The organism is Acidobacteriota bacterium (assembly GCA_020349885.1).
Taxonomy (GTDB): domain Bacteria; phylum Acidobacteriota.
The window spans coordinates 2,084,433-2,107,695 of sequence record CP070701.1 but is presented as its reverse complement, the minus strand read 5'-3'; the positions used below and the strand labels follow the sequence as shown (position 1 = coordinate 2,107,695).

Annotated in this window: 17 protein-coding genes and 1 pseudogene; 8 read left to right on the top strand and 10 right to left on the bottom strand. The window is 64.6% G+C overall.

Annotated elements, in window-relative coordinates:
* Positions 1 to 12: 12 nt before the first annotated feature.
* Positions 13 to 642, bottom strand: a complete 630-nt coding sequence (locus JSV08_08925) for a hypothetical protein (GenBank protein ID UCF80613.1) — start codon at positions 640 to 642, stop codon at positions 13 to 15.
* Positions 643 to 1,185: 543 nt separating this feature from the next.
* Between JSV08_08925 and JSV08_08920 the strand changes: the two genes are divergently transcribed.
* The 5 genes from JSV08_08920 to JSV08_08900 all read left to right on the top strand — a co-directional run bounded on the left by JSV08_08920 (position 1,186) and on the right by JSV08_08900 (position 8,754).
* Positions 1,186 to 1,803, top strand: coding sequence for a sigma-70 family RNA polymerase sigma factor (locus tag JSV08_08920; protein ID UCF80612.1), 618 nt, complete (start codon positions 1,186 to 1,188; stop codon positions 1,801 to 1,803).
* Positions 1,803 to 2,051 (top strand): zf-HC2 domain-containing protein, encoded by a 249-nt coding sequence (locus tag JSV08_08915; protein UCF80611.1) that lies wholly within the window; start codon positions 1,803 to 1,805, stop codon positions 2,049 to 2,051. The genes JSV08_08920 and JSV08_08915 overlap by 1 nt, the downstream gene beginning before the upstream one ends.
* A 182-nt stretch (positions 2,052 to 2,233) precedes the next feature.
* Complete coding sequence (locus tag JSV08_08910) at positions 2,234 to 5,542, top strand: hypothetical protein (protein UCF80610.1); 3,309 nt, start codon at positions 2,234 to 2,236, stop codon at positions 5,540 to 5,542.
* A gap of 403 nt (positions 5,543 to 5,945) precedes the next feature.
* The gene (locus JSV08_08905; protein UCF80609.1) at positions 5,946 to 6,641 is read left to right on the top strand and encodes a hypothetical protein; all 696 of its coding nucleotides are present in this window, start codon (positions 5,946 to 5,948) and stop codon (positions 6,639 to 6,641) included.
* 28 nt (positions 6,642 to 6,669) lie between these two features.
* Positions 6,670 to 8,754, top strand: coding sequence for a sulfatase-like hydrolase/transferase (locus JSV08_08900; protein UCF80608.1), 2,085 nt, complete (start codon positions 6,670 to 6,672; stop codon positions 8,752 to 8,754).
* Positions 8,755 to 8,761: 7 nt separating this feature from the next.
* Here JSV08_08900 and JSV08_08895 read toward each other — a convergent pair whose 3' ends face one another.
* From JSV08_08895 to JSV08_08865, 7 genes are all read right to left on the bottom strand, one after another.
* A complete protein-coding gene (locus JSV08_08895) occupies positions 8,762 to 9,799 on the bottom strand; it encodes a tetratricopeptide repeat protein (protein UCF80607.1) in 1,038 nt (345 codons plus the stop codon).
* 37 nt (positions 9,800 to 9,836) lie between these two features.
* Positions 9,837 to 11,348, bottom strand: a complete 1,512-nt coding sequence (locus JSV08_08890; GenBank protein UCF80606.1) for a trypsin-like peptidase domain-containing protein — start codon at positions 11,346 to 11,348, stop codon at positions 9,837 to 9,839.
* A gap of 116 nt (positions 11,349 to 11,464) precedes the next feature.
* The gene (locus JSV08_08885) at positions 11,465 to 11,914 is read right to left on the bottom strand and encodes a protein tyrosine phosphatase family protein (protein UCF80605.1); all 450 of its coding nucleotides are present in this window, start codon (positions 11,912 to 11,914) and stop codon (positions 11,465 to 11,467) included.
* Positions 11,911 to 13,194 carry a serine--tRNA ligase gene (serS, locus tag JSV08_08880; GenBank protein UCF80604.1) on the bottom strand — a complete coding sequence of 428 codons (1,284 nt, stop codon included), beginning with the start codon at positions 13,192 to 13,194 and terminating at the stop codon, positions 11,911 to 11,913. Before serS ends, JSV08_08885 begins: the two co-directional genes overlap by 4 nt.
* A 389-nt stretch (positions 13,195 to 13,583) precedes the next feature.
* Positions 13,584 to 14,132 carry a peptide deformylase gene (gene def, locus JSV08_08875; protein UCF80603.1) on the bottom strand — a complete coding sequence of 183 codons (549 nt, stop codon included), beginning with the start codon at positions 14,130 to 14,132 and terminating at the stop codon, positions 13,584 to 13,586.
* A 4-nt stretch (positions 14,133 to 14,136) separates the two neighbouring features.
* Entirely contained in the window at positions 14,137 to 15,153 is a 1,017-nt protein-coding gene (locus JSV08_08870) for a cyclic nucleotide-binding domain-containing protein (protein UCF80602.1), read from the bottom strand.
* Between the two features lie 29 nt (positions 15,154 to 15,182).
* Positions 15,183 to 15,668 carry a bifunctional nuclease family protein gene (locus tag JSV08_08865; protein ID UCF80601.1) on the bottom strand — a complete coding sequence of 162 codons (486 nt, stop codon included), beginning with the start codon at positions 15,666 to 15,668 and terminating at the stop codon, positions 15,183 to 15,185.
* 225 nt (positions 15,669 to 15,893) lie between these two features.
* Here JSV08_08865 and JSV08_08860 point away from each other — a divergent pair, with 225 nt between their 5' ends.
* From JSV08_08860 to JSV08_08850, 3 genes are all read left to right on the top strand, one after another.
* Entirely contained in the window at positions 15,894 to 18,215 is a 2,322-nt protein-coding gene (locus JSV08_08860; protein UCF80600.1) for a transglycosylase SLT domain-containing protein, read from the top strand.
* Complete coding sequence (locus JSV08_08855; protein UCF80599.1) at positions 18,203 to 19,168, top strand: NDP-sugar synthase; 966 nt, start codon at positions 18,203 to 18,205, stop codon at positions 19,166 to 19,168. Before JSV08_08860 ends, JSV08_08855 begins: the two co-directional genes overlap by 13 nt.
* Positions 19,169 to 19,252: 84 nt before the next feature.
* A complete protein-coding gene (locus JSV08_08850) occupies positions 19,253 to 22,327 on the top strand; it encodes an aminotransferase class III-fold pyridoxal phosphate-dependent enzyme (protein ID UCF80598.1) in 3,075 nt (1,024 codons plus the stop codon).
* A 149-nt stretch (positions 22,328 to 22,476) separates the two neighbouring features.
* Here the strand turns inward: JSV08_08850 and JSV08_08845 are convergent.
* Together JSV08_08845 and JSV08_08840 are read right to left on the bottom strand one after the other, a co-directional pair.
* Positions 22,477 to 22,821 (bottom strand): annotated as a pseudogene (locus JSV08_08845) (redoxin domain-containing protein).
* A 3-nt stretch (positions 22,822 to 22,824) separates the two neighbouring features.
* Complete coding sequence (locus JSV08_08840) at positions 22,825 to 22,962, bottom strand: hypothetical protein (protein ID UCF80597.1); 138 nt, start codon at positions 22,960 to 22,962, stop codon at positions 22,825 to 22,827.
* Positions 22,963 to 23,263: the final 301 nt, after the last annotated feature.

Genomic DNA, 23,263 nt, shown 5'->3' with positions numbered 1-23,263 from the left:
CCCCTTTCCTGCTCATAGGCGAAGCGACAGGTACAGGGGCGGCGCGTCCTCGCCGCGCGCGGCCTGTTGCTTCCGGTGCTCCAGCATGGCGTAGCACCGCGTCCACTCCCGCTCCAGGGCCGCCGCGTAGCGCAGGATGTTGACGAGCTTTTCCTCCGGGGGCATGCCGCGCCTCGCGGCGATGCGCTCGGCCTCCTCGTCGACCCGCCCGCCGCGCTCCTCCATGAAGGGCGAGGTCTCGAAGCGGTGCAGGTCCTCCTCGGCGAGGGCGCGCTCGAAGCGGTGCAGGCGGCGCAGCCGCCAGAGCGCGCGCACCATCTTATCGACGAGCATCCGCTCGAAGGCGTCCTTCGGGGCGAACGACTCCCGGAAGCGCTCCAGCATTCTTTCGAACTCGTCCCTGCTCTCGTCGGCGAGCTTGGTGCGCAGGACGGCCTCGCGCGCGAAGACGCCGTGCTTGATGGCGTTCATCGAGGACGCGGCCTTGCCCCGCATGGAGCGGGGGCCGGTCGAGCGCCTGGCGTTTCGGCGGCTTGCCTCGACTTGTCGCGGGCTCGCCTTGCGCTGGGCCTCGGTCGGAACACGCCGGGCGGGAAGTTCCAAAACGGTTCCGTTCTTGACAAGAGGTTGTGTTTCCTTCATGGAATCGGACTCCTTTCCGTTTGCGCGCATATCCCTCAACACTCGCGCCCCGCGCGCCTCTTGTCAACGATTTTGGCCGACTTGCCTAATTTGCCGTTTTTGCCGCTTTTGCCGGAGCTTGCCCAGACTCTTAGTCTGGGTTGCCGGCCCCGACTCTCTGCGTCGGGGTAAAATTTTCTACCGCAGAGACACCGAGAAAATTTCCGCTCAAGTCGCCCCTCCCTTGAGGGGAGGGGATTCAGGGGAGGGTGATTGTTTCCACCCCCACCCCTGGCATGTCCGCCAGGACAAGCTTACCTCCCCCCTCAAGGGGGAGGTTGTAGGGCGCGGGTTAGACCCCGCGCCTTCAAACCACTACGATAAAAATTTACCCCGACTAGAGGCGGGGTTGACCAGTCCATGGCCGCTTGCCCGCCTCCGGCGGGAACGGACTTGTCCGAAAGGGCCGTTGGCGAGCGGAATTTAATTTTTCTTGTGTCATTTGATGAAAAACGCAGACTATAAGATAATAAGGGCATGTTGGCAGCTGAAACGTTACGAACCATGGAAGATAAAACGCTTGCGCAGAAGTCGGACGAAGAACTTTTGGCTTTGTGGCAGTCCGAGCCCTCGAAAGCCGAAGCGTGCTTTCATGCCGTTTTCGAACGCTACCGGGAAAGAACCTACCGCTTTTACCTGAAACTAACCCGTAACGAGGAGCTGGCCAAAGACCTCAACCAGACGCTCTACACGGAGCTGTTTTCCTCGTACAAGAATTATTCCGGCAAGGGGCGTTTCATTTCCTGGCTCTTCCAGATCGCCAGGAACGTCTTCTACGACGCCGTCATTCGCCCCTACGAAGGCGGCCTGGTTCGAGTCGAACCGAGCGCCTTCGCTCAACCCCGGGATACCAAGGACACCACCTCCAAGCAGCCCGACCGAATTCTCGAGAAGACCTTGCGTTTGGAGCACTTCCTTCAATGCTTTGAGCAGCTCCCTTCGATGGAAAAGCTCATTTTGCTGGAGCACTATTTCCGGGGGGCGCCGGTGGAAGACCTGACGAAACGCTTAGGGTTGGAGAATCCCTCGGGAGCACGCAAGTACAAGGTTCGCGCCCTTCGCCATCTGCAGGCCGCCCTTGACGAGCTTATGGAGAAATCGAAACAAGGGGGTTCCTGCTGATGTTCGCGATCTCGGCGGAAATGGCGTGGAAGGACCTGTGGCGGCATCGGTGCTTGAAAATCGATCCCGATACGCTCATCGCATACCTCGAAGGAAACCTCGGGGAGGACGCGAAGCGCGAGGCGGCCGCCCACGTCGAACACTGTCCCACCTGCCAGTCGTTCACAAAGGATTACCATTCCTTTATGGAGCTCCAGGACGCTCCGCCGACGGAGTCTGCAAAGCAGTCGGGCTCTTCAAAAGCCTAGTCTCGCAATTTCTCCGCACAAAAAAATTCCGGCCTGATCACCGCTTTTAAACGGGAAAGCGGGCGGTCTTTCTTTCGTTTCTAAGAAAATTCTGTGCTTTTTCAAAAAAATCGGAGACTACATTATATGAGGCGAAAGAAAATGAAACGTTTAGCGCAAAGCATCGTACGAGGTGAAAGAACATGAAACATTTAGTGCAAAGCATCGTAGTTCTTTCGACGTGTGCGGCGGCGGTGATGGTGCAGGCGGAGACGGCGGGCGCGGCCGCGCATCCCGGAGCGGGGCGGGCGCAGGCGCCGGCCGTTGGCGGCGAGATCGCGATAGACTCTCTTCCTTTTAATGCGGGCGAAGTCATCCGCGCCGTCCGTGAAAACCGCGGCCTTCCCGAAGAACATCCCAAGCAGGGTTTCCATGCCGAAGCAAGAGGCGAGCGGCCGTTTGTTTCCAAAGGAAATGCCTTCTCGCATAAGACGCCGCGGTTCCAGGCGGAGATCGACGCGTACGGGCTGCGGTATTTCGCGCAAGGAAATATGGAAAATCCCGATTTCGAAATTCTCTCTGTAAGCTTCGAGCGGGGAAACGTCTCGCAGACGGTGTTCGGAAAGAATCATCTGGAGGAGCACGCGCCCGGCCTGCTTCAGGGAAAAGCGCGCGACGGCGTTACGCCTTACGTGAGAAACCGCGGCAAGGAAGGCGTGGAGATGTATTGGGCAACCGATGAACCGCTCTCGTCCGGGGCGTCAGCGCTGCGTGTGCACTTCTTGATTCGCGCTGCGGGCGAACCGGAGGTGCATCCTGAGGGGCTGGTGTTTCCGGCCTGGCGGGAGGAAGGCCAAGTAACTTTATCCAACGTCACCGTGGTTGACGCGGCGGGGCGGCGGGAGCGGGTTCGGCCTTCGCTTGCAACCAGTCAGGAAATCCTGTTCGAGGTGCCGCACGAGTTTCTTGCTTCCGCCCGATACCCCATCCTGATCGACCCGACGGTGGGACCGGAATTTCCCGTGGAGCCGAGTCCGGTGATCGGCCCGGCGGCATACAACCAGTCCAACCCCTCGGTAGCTTCGAACGGGACGGACTATTTCGTCGTGTGGGATGACTGGCGAAACGGCGCGGACGCCGACATCTACGGAACGCGCGTGGCCTTGGATGGGACGGTGCTCGACCCCACGGGCATCGCCGTATCAACGGCGGCAAACTGGCAGGAGTCTCCCTCCGTGGCTTCGAACGGGACGGACTATTTCGTGGCGTGGATGGAGCTGCGAAGCGGCACGCTCTACGACGTTTACGGGGCGCGCGTGGCCCCGGATGGGACGGTGCTCGACCCTGCGGGCATCGCCGTATCAACGGAGGCTGGCAGCCAGTTCAGCCCCTCCGTAGCGTCAAACGGGACGGACTATTTCGTCGCGTGGGAGGATCGCCGAAGCGGGACGAACTTGGACATCTACGGGGCGCGCGTGACGGCAGGGGGAGCGGTGCTCGACCCTGCGGGCATCATCATCTCAACGGCTGCGAACAACCAATGGTTTCCCTCCGTGGCTTCGAGTGGAACGGACTATTTCGTCGTGTGGGAGGACTACCGAAGCGGCACGGAATTCGATATCTACGGGGCGCGGGTGCAGGCATCCAATGGTTTGCTGCTTGACGGCCCGCCGGACACAGGAGGCGTCGCTGTCTCCACGGCGACAGGCTGGCAGGACGCTCCCTCCGTGGCTTCAAACGGGACGGACTATTTCATCGCGTGGCGCGACTGGCGGAACGACGGTGGATGCTGGTGCAATACGGACATCTACGGGGCGCGTGTGGCCTCGGATGGTACGGTGCTCGACCCCGCGGGCATTGCCGTCTCCACGGCGGTGGATGAACAATGGGTGCCCTCCGTAGCTTCAAACGGAACGGATTATTTCATCGCGTGGTCTGATAACCGAAGCGGCACGGACTACGACATCTACGGAGCGCGCGTGGCCCCGGATGGGACTGTGCTCGACCCTGCGGGCATCGCCGTCTCCACGGCGGCAAGCGACCAGCAGTATCCCTCGGCAGCTTCGAACGGGACGGACTATTTCATCGCGTGGCGTGACTTTCGGAACGACATTGATGCGGACATCTACGGGGGGCGCGTCCGCGCTTCAGACGGTGCACTGCTCGACGGACCGCCTGACACGGGAGGCATCGCCGCCTCAACTGCGGCCAACAACCAGGAGTACCCCTCGGCGGTCTCGAACGGGACGGACTATTTCGTCGTGTGGGAGGACTGGCGGAGCGGAACGAACAGGGACATCTACGGAGCGCGGGTGGCCCCGGATGGAACGGTGCTCGACTCTACAGGCATCGCCGTGACCACGGAGGCAAACGATCAACGGTATCCCTCCGTGGCGTCGAACGGGACAGACTATTTCGTCGTGTGGGAGGACTGGCGGAGCGGCACGACCGACATCTACGGGGCGCGCGTGGCCCCGGATGGTACGGTGCTCGACCCTGCGGGCATCGCCGTGTCCACGGAGGCAAACGGCCAGTTCAGCTCCTCCGTGACTTCAAACGGAACGGACTATTTCGTCACATGGGAAGACTATCGGAACGACGGCGGATGCTTGTGCAATACGGACATCTACGGGGCGCGTGTGGCCCCGGATGGAACAGTGCTCGACCCTGCGGGCATCGCCGTCTCCACAACGGTGGACATCCAGCTGTACCCCTCGGTGGCCTCGAACGGGGCGGACTATTTCGTCGCGTGGGAGGATTGGCGGAACGACGGTGGATGCACCTGCAATAGAGATACTTACGGGGCGCGCGTCACCTCGGCGGGGACGGTGCTCGACCCTGCGGGCATTGCCGTCTCCACGGAGGCGAATAATCAGCTGTATCCTTCGGTAGCTTCAAACGGGACGGGCTATTTCATTGCGTGGGAGGATTCACGAAGCGGCACGGGTATGGATATCTATGGGGCGCGCGTCACCTCGGCGGGGACGGTGCTCGATGCAACGGGCCTGCTCATTCAACAGAGTTCTTATGACGACCTCCGTCCCGCCGTCGCCTATTCGGCCTGCGGAAAATATCTCGTGGCCTACTTCCGTTTCTACGACGACCCCGACTTCCAATCTCGGCGCGTTATGGCACGAACGATGGAGGATGACGTTCCTTCCGCTGGAGAGGTATCTGCACCAGGTACCGATAGGCCCTTGACCGTGGAGCGGGCCTCCGGCCAAGTAAAAATCTTTTGGGAGGGGCTTCCCTCCGATTGTGCCGGTGTTATCCAATACAACATCTACGAGGGCGACCTCGACGCGCCGCTCTACAACCACTTCCCGCTCGTGTGCTGGACGGCGGGGACGGACGAGGGAGACGGCTACCTGAGCGAGATAATTACGCCGGTCGCCCCGAACGCCTACTATCTCGTCACCGAATGCGACACGGCGGCGGAGGGAACCCCGGGCTACGACAGCGCTGGCGTCGAGCGCGACAACCCGCTCGGCACCTGCGGCCCGCATCCGTAAGCCAGCGGCCAGCTTCCAGCAACCAGAGGCCAGAAAAACGTAGGGGCGACCCTTGTGGTTTACTGACCCCTAGTGACTGCTTGGCTGTGCTATACTTTGGGCCGAGGGATAATCGAAATCATGGACTTTACCCGCTAAGGCAAGCGATGGATGATAGCGTTTTTGGTGACGGCGGGAGTTGGAAGCGCTGCGAAAGCGGCTCGATCCGTTTGCGTCAGCCGAAGCGATCGAGCGAAAACCAGGAAATCTGTGGCAGCTGAGGGAGACGGCGCAACGACTCCACAAACAAGATAAGAAGACCGCTCATGGTTAGATTCTGTTTTGGCGCGACGATACCCCCTTCGGTAAGATTCGGTTTCTGCTTGATAGGACTCCTCAGTTTGCTAAACTGCACTAAAGCCCGATGAAAATCAACATAAGACATCTGAGGTGGATTTTTCTCGGATTGTACGTCGTCATTGTCACTGGCTTATTTGCCATGGCTTACGAAGAACTGCTGCCCGAATGGTCGTGGCTATTCATAGCATTCGGCGACAACGCTGTTTGGACAACTATTGTACTGCTCGTGACCGTAGCTTCTCAGGCGCTATTCGTGTACGGGGCGGGAACGATCAATCTGTGCCGCCCCATCGGGCGACGCCGACTGCTTGCGCCCGTTGTTATCGCAGCACTCATGATGACAATTCTCATGGCGGCGTTGTTTTGTTCTCTTACAGAGCTTTTCAAAGTCGACGATGAAGAGTGGTTAATCTGGATTTTTTGGACACTCGTTGGGGTAAATTGGGTTGGCTGGTGCGTTTTCTTCTTCGTCCGCTACAGACAGGCAGAGCGGCTTTCGGCAGTGAGAGGCATGGTGGCGACTGTTCTCGTTGGAAGTCTAGCGGAGTTATTGATCGCCGTGCCTTCACACATCATTGTGAGCAGACGACCCGGGTGCTTCGTGGGCATGCTAACGGCCGTTGGCATCGCAGGCGGCCTCCTCGTGATGCTCTGGGCACTAGGGCCCGGGATCATCCTTCTCTTCCTGCAAGAGAGACGTAAGAAGGAATTGGCAGAAAGAATTCAACAGACGAATGCACCAGAAAGGGGCGGCTCGTGAAGCGCCCCTACTTTTGGAGGAATTTTGCATGAGGTACCGCATTCGCTTTGTTTGCTCCGTAGCCTTGTTCCTTCTTGGCCTGGGTGCGACGTCCTGCGGCTTCTTCGGGCCGGGTTCGGAGGAAATTACGCGCCGCCCTAACGTCCTGCTCGTCACCGTGGACGCCCTCCGGGCCGACCGCCTCGAGCCCTACGGTTACGGGGCCGCCGGCACGCCGGCGTTCTCCGAAGTGGCGCGCGCGGGCGTCCTGTGCGCCCAGGCCGTCACCCCGGTTCCCGTCACGCTCCCCGCCCACGCCTCGCTTCTGACGGGCCTCTACCCGGCGCGGCACGGCGTGCGCGCGAACGGCTCTCTCCCGCTCGCGGAAGGCGCCCCCGTGCTCGCGGAAATTTTACGAAACCACGGCTACCGGACGGGGGCGTTCGTCGGGGCGTCCGTGCTGGACCGCCGCTTCGGGCTCGACCGCGGCTTCGACGTCTACGACGACGGGGGCATGGTGAAAGTCCCGCCCCATCATTTCGCCGAGCGGCGGGCCGAGGACGTCGCGAGGCCCGCGCTGCGCTGGATGCTCGATGAAAGCGAAAAGAAACCCTTCTTCGCGTGGCTGCACCTCTTCGACCCGCACAAGGAACACGCGCCGCCCGAGCCGTTCTCGGAAGTTTACTCCGCCTCCCCCTACGACGGCGAGGTCGCCTACGTTGACCACACCCTCCAGCAAATCTTCACCATCTTCGGCCACCAAGGGCTGATGCGCGAGGCCCTCGTCGTCCTCACGGCGGACCACGGCGAGTCGCTCGGCGAGCACGGGGAAAATACTCACGGCCTTCTTCTCTACGACGCCACGGTCCGCGTCCCCCTCCTCCTTTCCCATCCCGACCTGCCGCGCGGGCGGCGCGTCGAGTCCCAGGTTCGCCTGATAGACCTTTTGCCCACGCTCTGCGATTTCCTGGGCGTTCCGGCCCCCGGGACGGACGGGCGGTCGTTCCTCCCCGGCGTGGAGGGGAAATTCCAGGAAGAGCTCCCGTGCCGCCTCGAATCGCTTGCGGGCTATTTCCTCTACAACTGGCCGGCGTTCCGGGGCGTCCGCACGCCGGAGTGGAAGTACATCCGCGCCGTCGGGGAGGAGCTGTACCGCCTGCCCGAGGACGCGCGGGAGGTGCGGAACGTGTTCGAGGAAAAACCCCGGGAAGCCGCCCGGCTCGCGGAGGCGCTGGAAGGGATGGAAAAAGAATTTCCGACGCCCGCCCCGCCCGAGCCTCCGGGCGGCGAGGAGGCCGGCCCGCCGCCTCCCCCGCTGGAAGCCCTCATGGAAATTTTTTCGGAAATCGCCGCCGCCCGGGACGAGATCCGAGTGGGCCGGAGACGGGAGGGAATCGCGCGCCTGGAAGCGCTTCTTGAAAAGAATCCCTCCTGCGTGGACGCGCTGCGCGTCCTTGCGGAGACCCACCTGGAGGCGGGGGAGTGGGAAAAAGGCTTGAAAAATTTCGACCGCGCCGTCGCCCTGAGCCGCGCCTACGACGACGCCTTGCATCTAGGCCGCGCCCAGTGCCACGCGGGACTGGGGCGGATGGAGCAGGCCATGGAGGAGGTGCGCGCCGTGCTCGCGCGGGTTCCGCGCCACGCCGGGGCCCGCCTGCTCGCGGGAGAGCTAGCGCTCGAAGCGGGGGAGCGGGACGAAGCGCGCCGGCACTTTGAAGGCGCCCTGTCCCTCCGCCCGGACGAGCCGAAGGCGCTCTACGCGCTGGGAGTGCTTTCGCTGGAGGAGGAAAAGTTCGACGAGTCCTCGGAATTTCTTCAAAAGGCGGCCCGCGTCTTGAGCGAGGCGCCCGTCCCCGACGTCTTGCTCTCGGCCGACGTCCTGGCGGCGCTCGGGACGGTAAGCGTGGCCCGGGGGCGCTGCGACGAGGCCGGGGAGTTTCTCCGGGGGGCGCTTCAGCTCAACGAGGACCATCTCCACGCACACTTCGCCCTGGGTCGATGCTTGTTCGCCGACGGGAAATTTTCCGAAGCCTCGGAGCACCTGCGCCGCTACCTCGCGCTCGACACGCGCCCCGCAAGCAAGCGCCGCGCGGAGGCGCAGCGGATGATGGGAACGATGGAGCCGTTCCTGTAGGGGCGGCCTAAAAAAGCGTGGCGGCCAGGTCGGGCGCCTGCTTTTTCAGAATCTCGTACTGCTCGTAGGCCTTCTTAACGTCGTTCAGGGCAAGGTAGGCGCGGGCGAGGCCGTAGCGCGCCATGGTGTCGTCGGGATCCAATTCGACCGCTTTCTCGTAGGCGGCGGCCGCCTCCACGAACCGCCCCGAGCTTGAGTACGCCCAGCCGAGGCCGCGATGAACGAGAGAAAACCTCGGCGCGAGCACCGCGGCCTTGCGGAAGGCGCGAATCGATTCATCCCAGCGCCCCAGACTTCCCAGAACCTCCGCCAGGAGGCGGTGGATGTCCACGTTGCCCGGGTCGAGCTCGAGCGCGCGCTGGAACGCCTCGAGCGCCGGCTCCCAATGACCCCTGCCGCCCAAGCCCATGTGGGAGCGTCCCAGCCCCGCGTACGCATCGGCCAGGTTCGGACGCTTCTGCACAAGTGCCTTGTAGGCCGCGACGGCCCTCGGCCAGTCCTTCTTTTCCTCCAAGATGCGCGCCGCTAGATACAGGTCACTCCAGCCGTCGGTGCTCGCCTTCCGCGTCACCTCCTGCTGCACCGCCGCCGGCGCCTCCTTCCGCGTCACCTCCTGCTGCACCGCCGCCGGCGCCTCCTCCTGCTGCGCCTCCTCCTGCTGCGCCTCCTCCTGCGTCACCTCCTGCGCTTTCTTCTGTGCCTCCGCTTCCTGCACCGCCTTTCGCACCGCCTCCTGCGCCCATGCCTTTCGCGCCCCCTCCGGCACCTCCTCCTGCACCGCCGCCGGTGCTTCCTCCTGCTGCGCTTCCTCCTGCGCCTCCTCCTGCGTCACCTCCTGCGCCTTCTTCTGTGCCTCCGCTTCCTGCACGGCCTTCCGCACCGCCTCCTGCGCCCATGCCTTTCGCGCCCCCTCCGGCACCTCCTCCTGCACCGCCGCCGGTGCTTCCTCCTCCTGCGCTTCCTCCTGCGCCCATGCGTAATTGGGGTAAGCGAAAAGACCTAACATCAGCGCAACCGCTGAAATTACCAAAGAAGTGGTTTTCATGTCAGCCTCCGTGTGTTTCATGCCATATTACCCGAAATCACCATTCCGCTTCAAGCGGCACCCAGTAGCCGTAGCGCCCGCGGACGACGTTGAGCATCACGCTTCGCTGCCAGAGCGAGCGTCCTACGGCGCGATAGAACGCCGCCGTGTCGGGCGTGGCGAAGCTGTTCAGTTGCAGGATCGCATCGCCCGGCGCGAGACCGAGCGCGCGGGCCGGGCCGCCGCGCGCGACCTCGGTGACGAGGGCGCCCTTCTCCGTAGCGAGGCGGTGGCGGTCGGCCAGAAGGGCGGAGTTGTCCTTGACGCGTAGGCCGAACTTGTCCCACGCCAGGCGCTCGCCCGCCTCGGGCGGAAACGCGGCCGCCTGCACGCGCTTTCGAAGAATCTCTCCGCCGCGGTGGAGCGTGAACGTGAGCGAATCGCCCACCCTGGCGCGCCGAAGTCCCCGGATGAAAGCTTTTCTCGAATGAATTTCCCGCGTCCCGAGCTTGACGATGACGTCGCCGCGCTCGACGCCGGCCCGGGCGGCGGGGCCGTCGGGATAGACGCCCGCGACCACGACGCCCCCCTTACCCTCGTAGCCAAGGTACGCGCGCAGCTCGTTGGTAAGCGGCTGCACGCCCGTGATGCCGAGCCACAGCGGCTCGACGTAGCCGAGCTCGATCAGGCTCTCGACGACGGACATGGCCGGGCCTATGGGCGTGGCGAAGCCGATGCCCTCGGCGGCCCCCAGGATGGCCGTGTTGATGCCGATGAGGTCGCCGTGGACGTTGAGGAGCGGCCCGCCGGAGTTGCCGGGATTGATGGCCGCGTCGGTTTGGATGAAATTCTCGTAGGTGTTGCCCTTGATGGTCACGGAGCGGTTGAGGGCGCTCACGACGCCGCGCGTGACGGTGTGCGAAAGCCCGAAGGGGTTGCCGATGGCGATGACGTCCTCGCCGATGAGAAGGTCGTCCGAGCGGCCGACCGGAATCGTGGGAAGTGCACCCGGCGCGTCGATTTTCAGCACGGCCAGGTCCAGATCGGCGTCGGAGCCGATGACGCGCGCCTCGAACTCGTCGCCCGAGGCGACGAGCACGTGCACCTTGTCGGCGCGCGCCACGACGTGGGCGTTCGTGAGGATGTAGCCGTCGGCGTCAACGATGACGCCGGAGCCCAGGTTCTGCCGCTTGCGGGCGCGGGGGGCTTTGAAAAAACGGTCGAAGAATTCCCTCGAGAACGGGTCCGAGAAGAAGGGATGGCGGGGGCGCGTGCGGACGATTTCCTCCGTGGAGATGTTGACCACCGCCGGCGCGGCGCGGCGGACGGCCCGCACCACGGCGTTCTCGCGCGAAATCTTTTCCTCCTCTTCCGCCTCCGCAGCCGGAGCCTCGGGCGGCGCCTCGAAAGACTCTTCTGTTTCCGGCGAGACCGACGCGTCCGCCTCTTCCTCCGTCGCCGGCTGCTCCCGAAGCATCAGCCTCTCCATGCTCACGAGCAGCGCGAGAAGCACGACGGCGAGAACGAGGAGGAGCGGGATGAGGGCGGGGCGGCCAGTGGAGTCAGGCATTATGGTGAATTCTCAATGGCACAAGCGCGGCGAGCGCGCCGATTCGACCCTTTGCCGTTCTTAATTCCACGGGCTTCTTTCTCTTACGCTCCACATGGGGAAAACGCTTACGCGGCCTATTTGTTTTTTCCAAACTCGTCGAGCAGCGCCAGCACGGGCCGCTCCACGCTCGGGTCGAGGCCCATGGTGCGCGCCTCTTCGAGCGCCCGCTCCCGGGGCGCCCCCTCGTTCAGCACGCGGTGCAGGAGCCACATGGCGCTGCACCGGTTTCCCGCGCCGCAGTGCACGAAGAGGGGCTTTTCCCCTTCGGCCACGGCCTTGCCGAACGCCTCTACGCTCTCGGGCGTGAGGATCCGCTGCGTGACGGGGACGCGGTCGTAGCGCATCCCGAGCGCCTCCACCCGCTCCCGCTCGTCCGCAAGCTCGCCCTCCTCGCCCGGGGCGCGCAGGTTCAAGACGGCGCGGCAGCCCTGCCCGGACAGGTCTTCGAGGTCCTCGGGCGTCGGCTGCGCCCCCGATTTGACGTTCTCGTTCAATTCAAAGAAATTGCGGATCCGCGTTCTCATGCCCGCTCGACGCGCTCCAGCCCGTCCATGTAGGGGCGCAGCGCCCCGGGAACCGTGACGGTGCCGTCCTCGTTCTGGCACTGCTCCAGTACGGCGACGAGCGTCCGGCCCACGGCGAGGCCCGAGCCGTTGAGGGTGTGCACGAAGCGCGCCTTCGACTTGCCCGCGCCTGGGCGGTAGCGGAGGGCGGCGCGGCGCGCCTGGAAGTCCGTGAAATTGGAGCAGGAGGAAATCTCCTTGTAGCCCTTCTCCGAGGGAAGCCACACCTCGAGGTCGTAGGTCTTCGCCGAGGCGAAGCCCAGGTCGCCCGAGCAGAGCGAGACGATGCGGTAGTGCAGGCGAAGGCGCTTCAGGATCTCCTCGGCGTTTTCGGTGAGCGATTCGAGCTCGTCGAAGGAGGTCTCGGGCGTCGCAAGTTTCACGAGCTCGACCTTGTTGAACTGGTGCTGGCGGATGTAGCCGCGCGTGTCCTTGCCGTAGGAGCCGGCCTCGCTTCGGAAGCACGGCGTGTAGGCGGCGTACTTGACGGGAAGCGCCGCCTCGTCGAGGATCTCGCCGCGGTGGATGTTCGTCACGGGCACCTCGGCCGTGGGGACGAGGTAGTAGCCGGAATCGTGCACGCCGAAGAGGTCACGCTCAAACTTCGGAAGCTGCCCCGTGCCTATGAGGCTCTCGCGGTTGACCATGAAGGGCGGAAGAACCTCCTCGTAGCCGTGCTCGCGCGTGTGTATGTCGAGCATGAAGTCGATGAGCGCGCGCTCCATCCGCGCCCCCGCTCCGCGCAGCAGGGCGAAGCGCGCCCCCGCGATCTTGGCCGCGCGCTCGAAATCCAGAATCCCCAGCCCCTCGCCGACCTCCCAGTGGGGCCGGGGCTCGAACGAGAATTCCGGCGGCTCCCCCCACTTGCGAATCTCGGCGTTGTTCTCGCTCGTCGTTCCGACGGGAACGCTATCGTCCTGGAGGTTGGGCATGGCGAGCTCGATCTTCAGCATCTCCCCGTCCACCGCCGCCACGCCCTCCTCCATCCCGGCGATGTCGTCGCCCACGCGGCGCATCTCCGCGACCTTCTCCTCGGCGTCCTCCCCCTTCTTCTTGAGCTCGCCGATCTCCCTGGAGACGGTGTTCTTGAGGTGCTTGAGCTCCTCCACCTTCTGGAGCATCCGGCGGCGCTTCTCGTCGAGCGCCAGGTGGGCGTCCACGCTCGCCGGGGGGAGGCCGCGCTCTGCGAATTTTTTCTTGACGACGTCCGGGTTTTCCCGGACGAAATGGCGGTCGAGCATAACGAACCATTATACGCGAAGGAAAATTTTTTGACACGCATGGAAGCAGAAAGGTGGTCAGCCTCCAACCAGGTAAGCATCGACCCGATCCGGCAACTCCGGCAAATTAGGCACATGCGGCAAGTTTTACCCGCCTCCGGCGGGGCCCCTTAAAGGGAAATTACGAACGAACCCAACAACTCCGCGAAAACAAAGGATAATTTTTTTCAACAACCCGAGAAAACCCGAGAACCCGAGAAAGAGAGCACGTCGGAAAGAGGCACTCTTTACTCTTCCATGAGGGTTTCACTTGTAAGTGGTGCGGATAAAGGGTTTTTTAAGGCTCAAACGAGCCCCGACACGGTCGGGGCAACCAGTAAAGGAAAGAAAGTGAAAAATCCGCTGCCGCTCTACAGCGCCCCGGCGCGGCGGCCCGCAAACTCCGTGCTCCACTCGCCCTCGCGCTGGCGGCGCTTGATCTTGCGCTTCGTGCGCTCGCGCACGAGGAGGCTCACGCGGTCGATGAAGAGGCGGCCCTCGACGTGGTCGAGCTCGTGGTGGAGGGCGCGCGCGAGGAAGCCCTCGCCCTCGACGCAGAGGGGCCACCCGTGCTCGTTGAGCGCCTCGATGCGCACGCGGAGCGGGCGGGTCACGTCGAGAAAAATGCCGGGAAAGCTCAGGCAGCCCTCCTCGCCCGTCTGCTCGCCGCCCTCGAGAAGGATCTTCGGATTGACGAGCTTCAAAATCTTCCTGGCGTCCTCACCCGCCGAGACGTCCACGACGATGAGGCGCTTCGAGACGCCGACCTGCGGCGCGGCGAGGCCCACGCCCGGCTCGCGGTGCATCGTCTCGACCATGTCTTGCAGCAGCTGTGCCACCTCGGGACCGACTTCCGCCACGGCGTCGGCCCTTCGCCGGAGCACGGGATCGCCGTATAGAACCACGTCGCGGGCGGCCATGGGCTCAGAGCTTCGCTTTCTGCTGGAGCGTTTCGACGGTGTGCTGTACGCGCTCGGCGTAGAAGTTCTCGACCGTCTTCATAATGAAGGGGTATTTTTTCGAGATGCGGTCCAGGTCCTTCTTGGTCATCTCGAGAAGCTCGACGTCCTTGAGGGCGACGATCGTCGCGGTGCGGCGCACGCCCTTGAGGAGCGAGACCTCGCCGAAGAAATCCCCCTCGTCAAGGTCCGTGAGAACCACGTCCTCCCCGTGTTGGTCGCGCGTCCGCACCTGCACCGAGCCCTCGCTGATGACGAACATGGAATTTCCGACAGCGCCCTCCCGGACGATGACCGCGCCGGCCGACTCGGCATGATGCTTGAGTCCCTTCACGAACGCGCCGAACTCCTCGGGGGGGAGGTCCGAAAACAGCGGAACCCGCGCCTTGATGTAGGACTGCTTCGCGGCCGCGCCGAGGGCGATCGCTTCCTCGCGCGGCTCCGCGACAGGTGGGGGCGGGCCCTCGCTTTCGGACACTTTCGCGGCGGCGGCCTCCATTTCCTCCCGGGCGATCTCCTGCGTCGGAATCTCCGCGGCCTGGACCTCGGCTTGGGGAATGGAAGGACGCGTGGCTTCGAGCGCCGCCGCTTTCGGAGGCACCTCGGCCTTCACCTTGGGCCGCGGCGCGGAAGGACGCGTGGCTTCGAGCGCCGCCAGTTTCGGGGGCGGCGGCGCCTGGGCCATCTGGGCAATCTGCTTGAGGCTCTCCTCGCGGGTGGGATCCAGCTTCAGAATCTTCTTCTGAAGGGCGACGGCCTTCAGCAGAAACCCTCTTTCGGCATACAGCCCCGCCGCTTTCTCGTAACAGCGGATGCCGTCGTCCTTGGAGCCGATAGCGACCAGGGCGTCGCCCAGCTTGATGCGCAGGCCGACGTTGTCGGAATCCCTCTTGAGGAGCTTTTTGAATCCCTCCACCGCCTCCTTGTACCTTCCCTTGGCGAGAAGCTCGTGGGGGTCGCGGTCTCTTTTCCAAAGTGCCATGGCAGGGTCATGCGCCGCCAGGCGCGGCCTCACATCTCGTACTTGCCGAGGTCCTCCGGGTCGAGGCTCTCAAGCCACTTTCGGATGCGCTCGGAACGCTCCTGGTCGTCCTTGACCGCCATGGTTTTGGACTTTTCGAGCACCTCCTCGTCGGCGTATATGGGGGCACCCGCCCGAAGGGCGAGCGCGATGGCGTCGCTCGGGCGCGAGTCCATCTCGACGGCGGCGCCGTTCACGTCAAGCGTGATGAGGGCGTAATAGGTGCTGTCGACGAGGCCCGTGATGGCGACCTTGGTGATGGACGCGCCGGTCTGCTGCAGCAGGCTCTTGATCAAATCATGGGTCATGGGACGCGGCGTCTTGATGTGCTCCACCTCGAGGGCAATGGCGTTGGCCTCGAAAATGCCGATCCAGATGGGAAGAATGCGCTTGCCGCTCTCGTCGCGCAAAACCACGATGGGCGTCTTTGTCACCGGGTCGACCATCAAGCCTTTAAGCGACATCTTTATCTGCATAGGATACCCCTTGCTTTCTTCGGGTTCTTACGAATCCTCATAAAAGTATAGGTCACCCGCGACCCCATGTCAAGTGATGGTGTAGACCCAACCCCGATATAGAAACGTGAAGGAGTAGCTTTTTGGTCTTCGGAGCTTGTTTTTCCGTTTCGGCGGAGCGAGGTCGCGCTTTGCCGCTTCATGCTTTTTCGATTCTATCGGGGGTTTCGTGCTATAACGTTTCCCATGCCCATCGCACGAATGCTTCGGTGTGTTCGCACGGGTGCGTTCGCCGCCATGGCCTGCACCCTGATCGTCTCGGCGAGCCCCGGTTCGGAAGACGCACCCGGGCCTGCGGAAGCGGCGGAAGATTCTTCCTCCTGGGCCGAACGCGCACGGGAAACGCTCCTGGAGGCGGCGGCCATGGAGGGGACCGAAGCGGCGCGGGCGCTCGCGGGGCTTCGGGAAGCGAACCCGGCCCTCTTCTCCGCAAACCGCCTTCCGCTCGCCGAGGCCGCACACCTCGAGAGGGCGGGCCGCCTCGAAGAAGCGCTCTCGCTCTATGAAGCGTATCCCGCGGACGACCCGCTCGCCCCCCATGCGCGCTATCGCGCCCTCCTGGTTCGCGACGAGCTCGGACGCGCCGAGCCCAAGACCCGGGCGAGGGCGCTCGAGCGCGCCGTCTTCGAGTATCTTGAAAAGAATCCGCGCGGGCTTTTCCGCAACGAGGCGACACTTCTCCTCGCGCGCCGCCTTACGGCCCCGGAGGAAGACCTTCCGCCCGGGGCGGACCGCCAGCGCAAGAAAAAATCCATCGACTCGCTGGAGCGCCTCCTGCGCTTCCGCTCGCTTTCGAAAGCCGTCCGGCGCGAGATCGGCTACGGGATTCTGCACCATCGCGTTGCGCGGGATTCGCACAAGGAGGCGGCCTCGCGCCTCCTCCGCTTCCTGCGCGAGCGTGACTCGGACGACTGGGCGCTTCGGGCCGCGAGGGAATTCGTGGAGCGTTTTCCCGGAGCGAAAAAGGCGCGCCCTGAAGAGCTCGCCTGGTTTCTCGCCAAGGTGTTTTACAACAACCGGGAGTTTGAAGAAGCCGAGAACCGTTTCGCCGCCTTCGTGGAAGAATATCCGCGCTCGCGCAACCGGAGCGAAGCGCTCTTCCTGCGCGGGCAGGCGCTCGTCCAGCAAAAGCGCTTCCCGGAAGCGCGCGCCGTCTTCGAGGAGCTCGCGGCGTCCAAGGAGTGGGCCGCACGCGCCGCCTACCAGGAAGCTCTTATCTTGGAGCAAGAAGGTCTTTTCCCGGAGGCCGTTCGCTCCCTGTCGGAAGCACTCAAACGCTTCCCCCGGAGCAGCAAGCGCGACAGCCTCCACGCCAAGCTGGTCGCCCTTCACCGCAGGGCGGGTGAAGAGGAGAAGGCGCTGCGGGCGCTCAAGGAAATTCGGCCTGGCGGCGAAAACCGCCTCTGGGAGCGCCTGATGTTCGAGCGCGGCGTCGAGCTTTCCTTCTCCGAAGACTCGGGCGAGGAAAACGGTGAGAACGCCTCCGCGCTGTTCGAGGAGGTGCTCCGGCGCACTCCTCTCGCATCCTACAAGGAGGAAGCCGCCTTCCGGCTCGGGCGCCTGGCCGAGCGGGACGGCGACGAGGACGAGGCTCGGCGGCGGTACGTGCGCGTCCTCGACGCGAACCCGAGCGGATACTTCTCTGATTTCATCGTCCGGGAAAGCGGCTGCCTCTGGGCGGGCGGCGACGAAAAAGGAAGCGAGTCGTTCGCGCTGGCGCGCTCGCTGCGCGAAGCGCCGCGCTCCCCGCCCGGCGCGGAGGAAACGCCCGCCCTTTCCGAAATATCGCTCGACGGCACCCTGGGGCGGGCGCGCTACTTGACGGCCCTCGGACTGAGCGAATGGGGCGCGCACGAACTGCGGCACCATCTCCGCGCGGGCAGGCCGATCTCACTCGCCGACCTGCGCGACGCGGCGCTCTGCGCCCGCGAGGCCGGCGATTACCGCCTCCTGGTGCGGCTGGCCGGGCGCACAGCCTCCGGTGAACCACCCGAGGTGCGGGCCGACCTCTTGCTCCGCCGCGCCCTCTATCCCCTTCCCTACTGGGAATTTCTCTGGAGCATCGCGTGCCGCGACGGCGTCGACCCCTACCTGGTCGCCGCCGTGATGCGCGAGGAGAGCCGCTTCGATCCCCGCGCCAAGTCCTGGGCCGCGGCGCGGGGCCTTATGCAGTTCATTCCCTCGACGGCGCGGCACTACGCCGCCCTCCTGGACATCACGTTCGAGAACGAGGACGCGCTCTACGATCCGCAGACGGCCATCCGCCTCGGCTCGCGCTACCTGGCCGACCTTCTGGAGATGTTCGACGGGAATTTTTCCCATGCCGTCGCGGCCTACAACGCGGGCGAGCACCGCGTCGAGGAGTGGCGCGATAGCCTTCGAAGCGACGACCCGACGGAATTCCTGGCGCGCATTCCCTATCTCCAGACGCGCAACTACGTCAAACGCGTCCTCAACTCCTACGGGCACTACCGGTCGACCTACGGAGGCTCGCCGTGCGGGCCATGATTTTGGCGGCGGGCCGGGGCGAGCGGCTCCGTCCGCTCACCGACGCGTGCGCGAAGCCCGCCCTGCCGGTTCTCCACGAATCCCTCATCGTCCGGGTGCTGAAGTTCCTGCGGCGCGAGGGCGTCGAGCACGCCGTGATCAACCTTCACCACTGTCCCCGGAGCATCCGGGACGCCCTCAGTGAGTCCCGCGCTCGCGCGCAGAGTTTTCCCGAAGTCGAGTTCTCCGAGGAGGAAACGCTGCTCGGCACCGCGGGAGGTTTGCTCAAGGCGCGGGCGGTTTTTGAAAAGGAAGAATTGTTTCTCCTCGCAAACGGAGACTGCATCTACGATTTCTCCCTCCGCGAAGCCGTCGCCCGCGCCCGCCGAAGCACGGCGGCCGCCACGCTCGTCTGCGCGCCGCACCGCGCCGAGCACACGGCCGTCTGGCGCGACACGGAGGGCCGAGTCCTCGCGTTCGGAGGCGACGCACCCGCGGCACAGGCCCATGCCTCGACGTTCGCCGGCGTCCACATCCTGCGGCCGGACGTTTTCTTGAAAATTCCCGCCGACCGGCCGTGCGGCATCGTGCGGGACGTGTATCTCCCGCTTCTCGAAAAGGGCGCGCGCATCGAGGCCCTCGACGCGGAAGGGTTCTGGGAAGAACTGGGAACTCCCCGGCGTTTTCTCGAAGCCTCGCGCCGCTTCGCCGGGCACCTGGGAAAAACCCTGCCGCTCATGCACGAGACGGCCAGCGCGGACCTCTCGGCCCGGCTCGAAGGCTTCGTCGTCCTCGAGCGCGGGGCGCGCGCGGACGAGGAATGTTTTCTCGAAAACACGATCGTCTTAGACGACGCCCGCGTCGGACGGGGCGCCCGCCTCCGGGACTGCCTCGTGGCACCCGGCGCGAGCGTCGAGGACGGCGCGGAGTTTCGGGAAAAAGTTTTGACGAGCGCGGGGGCCGCGGAGCTCTGAACCGTTTCTTCTGCTGTTTGAAACACAGGGAGTGTGGTAAAATTCCAGGCAAGTTAATCGTCCGAGTCTTGAAACACACAGTATATGTACCTCGTTAGTGAAGTTTTTTCCGGCATCTCCGTCGAGAGGGCGGAGGAAGTGGTCCGGGAGCTCTACGGCTTCCCGGTCCGCGCGCGCCCGCTGACCGGCGAGCACAACTATAACTTCCACGTCCGGGACGACGAGGGGCGCGAGTTCGTGCTGAAGATCCATCCGGAGAAAGAGAACCTGGACGGACTGGACTTCGAGGACCAGGTCCAGGAGAGACTCGCCGAGCGCATCCCCTCGGTGAGCTGGCCGCGCGTCCAGCCGACGACGGGCGGGGAAAGGCTGGCGTTCATCCGGGACGGCGACGGGGCCAGGCGTCCCGCGCGGCTGCTGACCTACCTTCCGGGAAAAATCCTGGGCGAGGTGGAGCCCCACAGCCCGGGCCTGCTCCGGGGCCTGGGCCGGTTCGTCGGAAACATCGACCGGGCGCTCGAGGGATTCTCCCACCCCGCGATGCACCGGGACAACGAGTGGTACGTCGACAACTCCCCCGCCATCATCCGGGAAGAGCTCAAAGAGCACTCCCCTTCGCGGCGGGCGATCCTGGAGACGTTTCTCGAGCGGTTCGAAAGGTGCACGGCCCCCGTCCTTCGGGGCCTGCGCACCGCCGTCATCCACAACGACGCGAACGACATGAACACGGTCGTGTCGCTGACGCCGGAGGGCGAGCTCGAGGTTTCCGGGCTCGTCGACTTCGGCGACATGGTGCACACCTACACGGTGTGCGAGCCCGCGATCGCAGCGAGCTACGTGCCGCTCGAAAAGGAGGAGCCCCTCGCGGCGGCGGCCCACGTCGTGCGGGGCTACCACGAGGCGTACCCCCTGACGGAGCAGGAGGCGGACGTCCTCTTCGACCTCATCTGCATGCGGATTTGCACGGAGGTCTCGCTCGCGTCCTTCCGCAGGAGGCTGAACCCGGCGAACGAGTACAACTACCTCGCCGAGGAGCCCGGCTGGGAAACCCTGGAGAAGCTTGTGGAGGTCCGCCCGGAGCTCGCGACCGGCGTCCTCCGCGAGGCGTGCGGCCTGCCTCCCTGCGCGAAAACCCAGCGCGTCGTCCGGTGGCTCGAAAAAGAGCGCGACCGCATCGGCCCGCTGACGGAGCCGGACGTCCGGAACTCCTCCCGCGTCGTCCTCGACCTGAGCGTCGGCAGCCCCGACCTTCCCGGCGACCCGGCGAACATGGGCTGCGAGGAGCTCACGCGCCTGCTCGCCGAGAGGATGAAGGAGGCGGGCGCCGCGGTCGGCATAGGCCGCTACGACGAGGCCCGGCTCCTCCACACCGGGAAATCTCCCCCGCTCCCCGCCGACGAGCTGCCCGAGCACCGCACCGTCCACCTGGGGCTCGACCTCTTCCTCGAAGCGGGTTCCTCTGTCCTCGCGCCGCTCGACGGAACCGTCCACAGCCTCGGCGACAACGCGGACGACGCGGGCGGCGGCCCGACGCTCATCCTCGAGCACTCGACGGGGAAGGACTCGGCGACGTTCTTCACGCTGTACTCGAACCTGAGCCGCGACTCCCTCAGGGAACGGCGCGAGGGCGACCGCGTCCGCAGGGGCGACGCGCTGGGCCGCGTCGGCGCTTCTTCCGAGAACGGCGACCGCCCCCCGCACCTTCACTTCCAGGTCGTGAGCGACCTGATGGGCCGCAAAGGAAATTTTCCCCATGCGGCCCGCCCGGGCGAGCGCGACGTGTGGCTCGGCTTCTGCCCCGACCCGAACCTCGTCGCCGGCCTGCCTGAGGAGGAGCTCGCGGGCGGCGCTATGACGACGGAGGAGGTGCGCGACCGCCGCCAACGCGCCCTAGGAGAATTCCTCTACACCAATTACCGCAGGCCGCTCCACTTCGTGCGCGGCTACGGGCAGTTCCTCTACGACGACGAGGGGCGCGCCTACGTCGACGCCGTCAACAACGTGCCGCACGTCGGGCACTCGCACCCCCGCGTGGTGCGGGCGGCGCGGCGGCAGATGGCGGTCCTGAACACCAACACGCGCTACCTGCACGGGCACGTCGTGCGCTACGCCGAGCGCCTGGCGCACTCCATGCCCGAGCCGCTGCGGAGGTGCACGTTCGTGAGCTCGGGGAGCGAGGCGAACGAGCTCGCGCTGCGCCTCGCGCGCGCGCACACCGGGGGCACCGACGTCATCGTGCACGAGGGCGTCTACCACGGCCTCACGTGCGCCCTCACCGACATCAGCCCCGCCGAGGTCGACGACTTCGGCCGGGAGGGCGGCGCGGCCGAGCACGTGCACCTGGTCCCTCCTCCGGACACGTACCGGGGGAAATACCGCCGCGACGACCCCGACGCCGGCAGGAAGTACGCGGCGGACGTGGCCGGGACGATAAAGAAATTGCAGGCGAAGGGGAAAAAACTCGCGGCGTTCTTCAGCGAGTCGCATCCCTGCTCCCCGGGCCTGATATTCCCCCCGCGCGGATACATGGAGGAAGTGTACCGCGCGGTGCACGAGGCGGGCGGCGTCTTCGTGTCGGACCAGGTGCAGGTCGGCTTCGGCCGCCTCGGGACGCACTTCTGGGGGTTCGAGGAGAACGGCGTGGTGCCCGACGTCGTGACCATGGGAAAACCCATCGGGAACGGCCACCCGATCGGCGCGGTGGTGACGACGCCCGAGCTCGCGGCCTCGCTCGCCGCGAAGACCGGCTTCTTCAGCACCACCGGCGGCAACCCCGTCTCGTGCGCCGTCGGGCTGGCGGTGCTCGACGTCCTCGAGGACGAAAAATTGCAGGAGCACGCCCTGCGGGTGGGGAAAAGGCTCCTCGAGGGCCTGGAGGAGCTGAAGAAGGATTTTTCCATCATCGGCGACGTGAGGGGGAGCGGCCTGTACCACGGCATCGAGCTCGTCCTGAACCCGGAGACGCTCGAGCCCGCCGAGGATGAGGCCACGTACGTCACCGAGCGGCTGAAGGACCACGGCATCCTCGTCGCCGTCGAGGGCCTCCTCTTCAACGTCATCAAGATCCGGCCGCCCATGCCCTTCTCCGAGCAGGACGCCGACCGCCTGGTCGAGACGCTCGACAAGATCCTCGACGAAGACCTGGCTCAGGTGGACTAGGCATAGCGCCGCCAACCGCTAATCCCTAAACCCTGTCTCCTATCCCCTATCTGTCATTTGTCATCTGGCCGTAGGCCCATCCCAAACCACTACGAGAAAGATTGAGCAGTCCCTGGCCCCTGGCTATTGGCTTAGGTGCGGTTTCCCCGTTACGCGTCCTGCTTCTGGTAGTACTCGATCAGTCTCAGCGAGTCGGCGGGCGTAAGGCGGCCGATGGGGCCCGTGCTGTAGGCGGCGATGCGCACGCTCCCGTCCGGCCCGAGCAGGAAGCCGGTCGAATGCAGGAACTTCCGCTCCGCGTCGTAGAAGGCGCCGCACCGGGCGGCGACCTCCAGCGCGTCGAGCCCGTATCCCACGGGAAAACTCAACCCTTGCTCCGTCACCGTCTTTTTCGCCTCGTCCAGCCCCTCGACCGACGCCGCGACGACCCGGGCGCCGAGCTTTTCGAAACCGCCGAGATTCTTCTGGAAGTCAGCCAACTGCTGACGGCAGACGGGTCACCAGTTCCCCCTGTACACCAGGAACACCGTCCACTGCTTCAGCGGGAGGCGCAGCGACGCCCCGGTTACGAGGTCGAGGGAAATCTCCGGAAAAACGTCTCCCGCGTCGAGCTTCTTCGTCTCGTGTTGTGCCATGCCGCCTCCTTTCGGTGTAGCGTTCTTACGATCGCGCCGGAAAACCCGGCGGTTACCGCGGCATGATATTGGGCCGGGGAAGTGCTGTCAATCGGAGCAGGAGGAAGGGGTTAGGGATTAGTCGTTAGGGGTTAGCAGAAGGAATTTTTTCTAATCCTTGTTTTCTTAATCCCTAATCCCTATTCCCTAATCCCTGTTAGGCTGGCCCCTGGCCTATCGCGCTCTTTTCTTCAAATCCTCTCTGATCTTGTAGGCCCTTTCGGCGTCTTTCAGGATGGCCGTGTCCACCTCCTGTACGAAC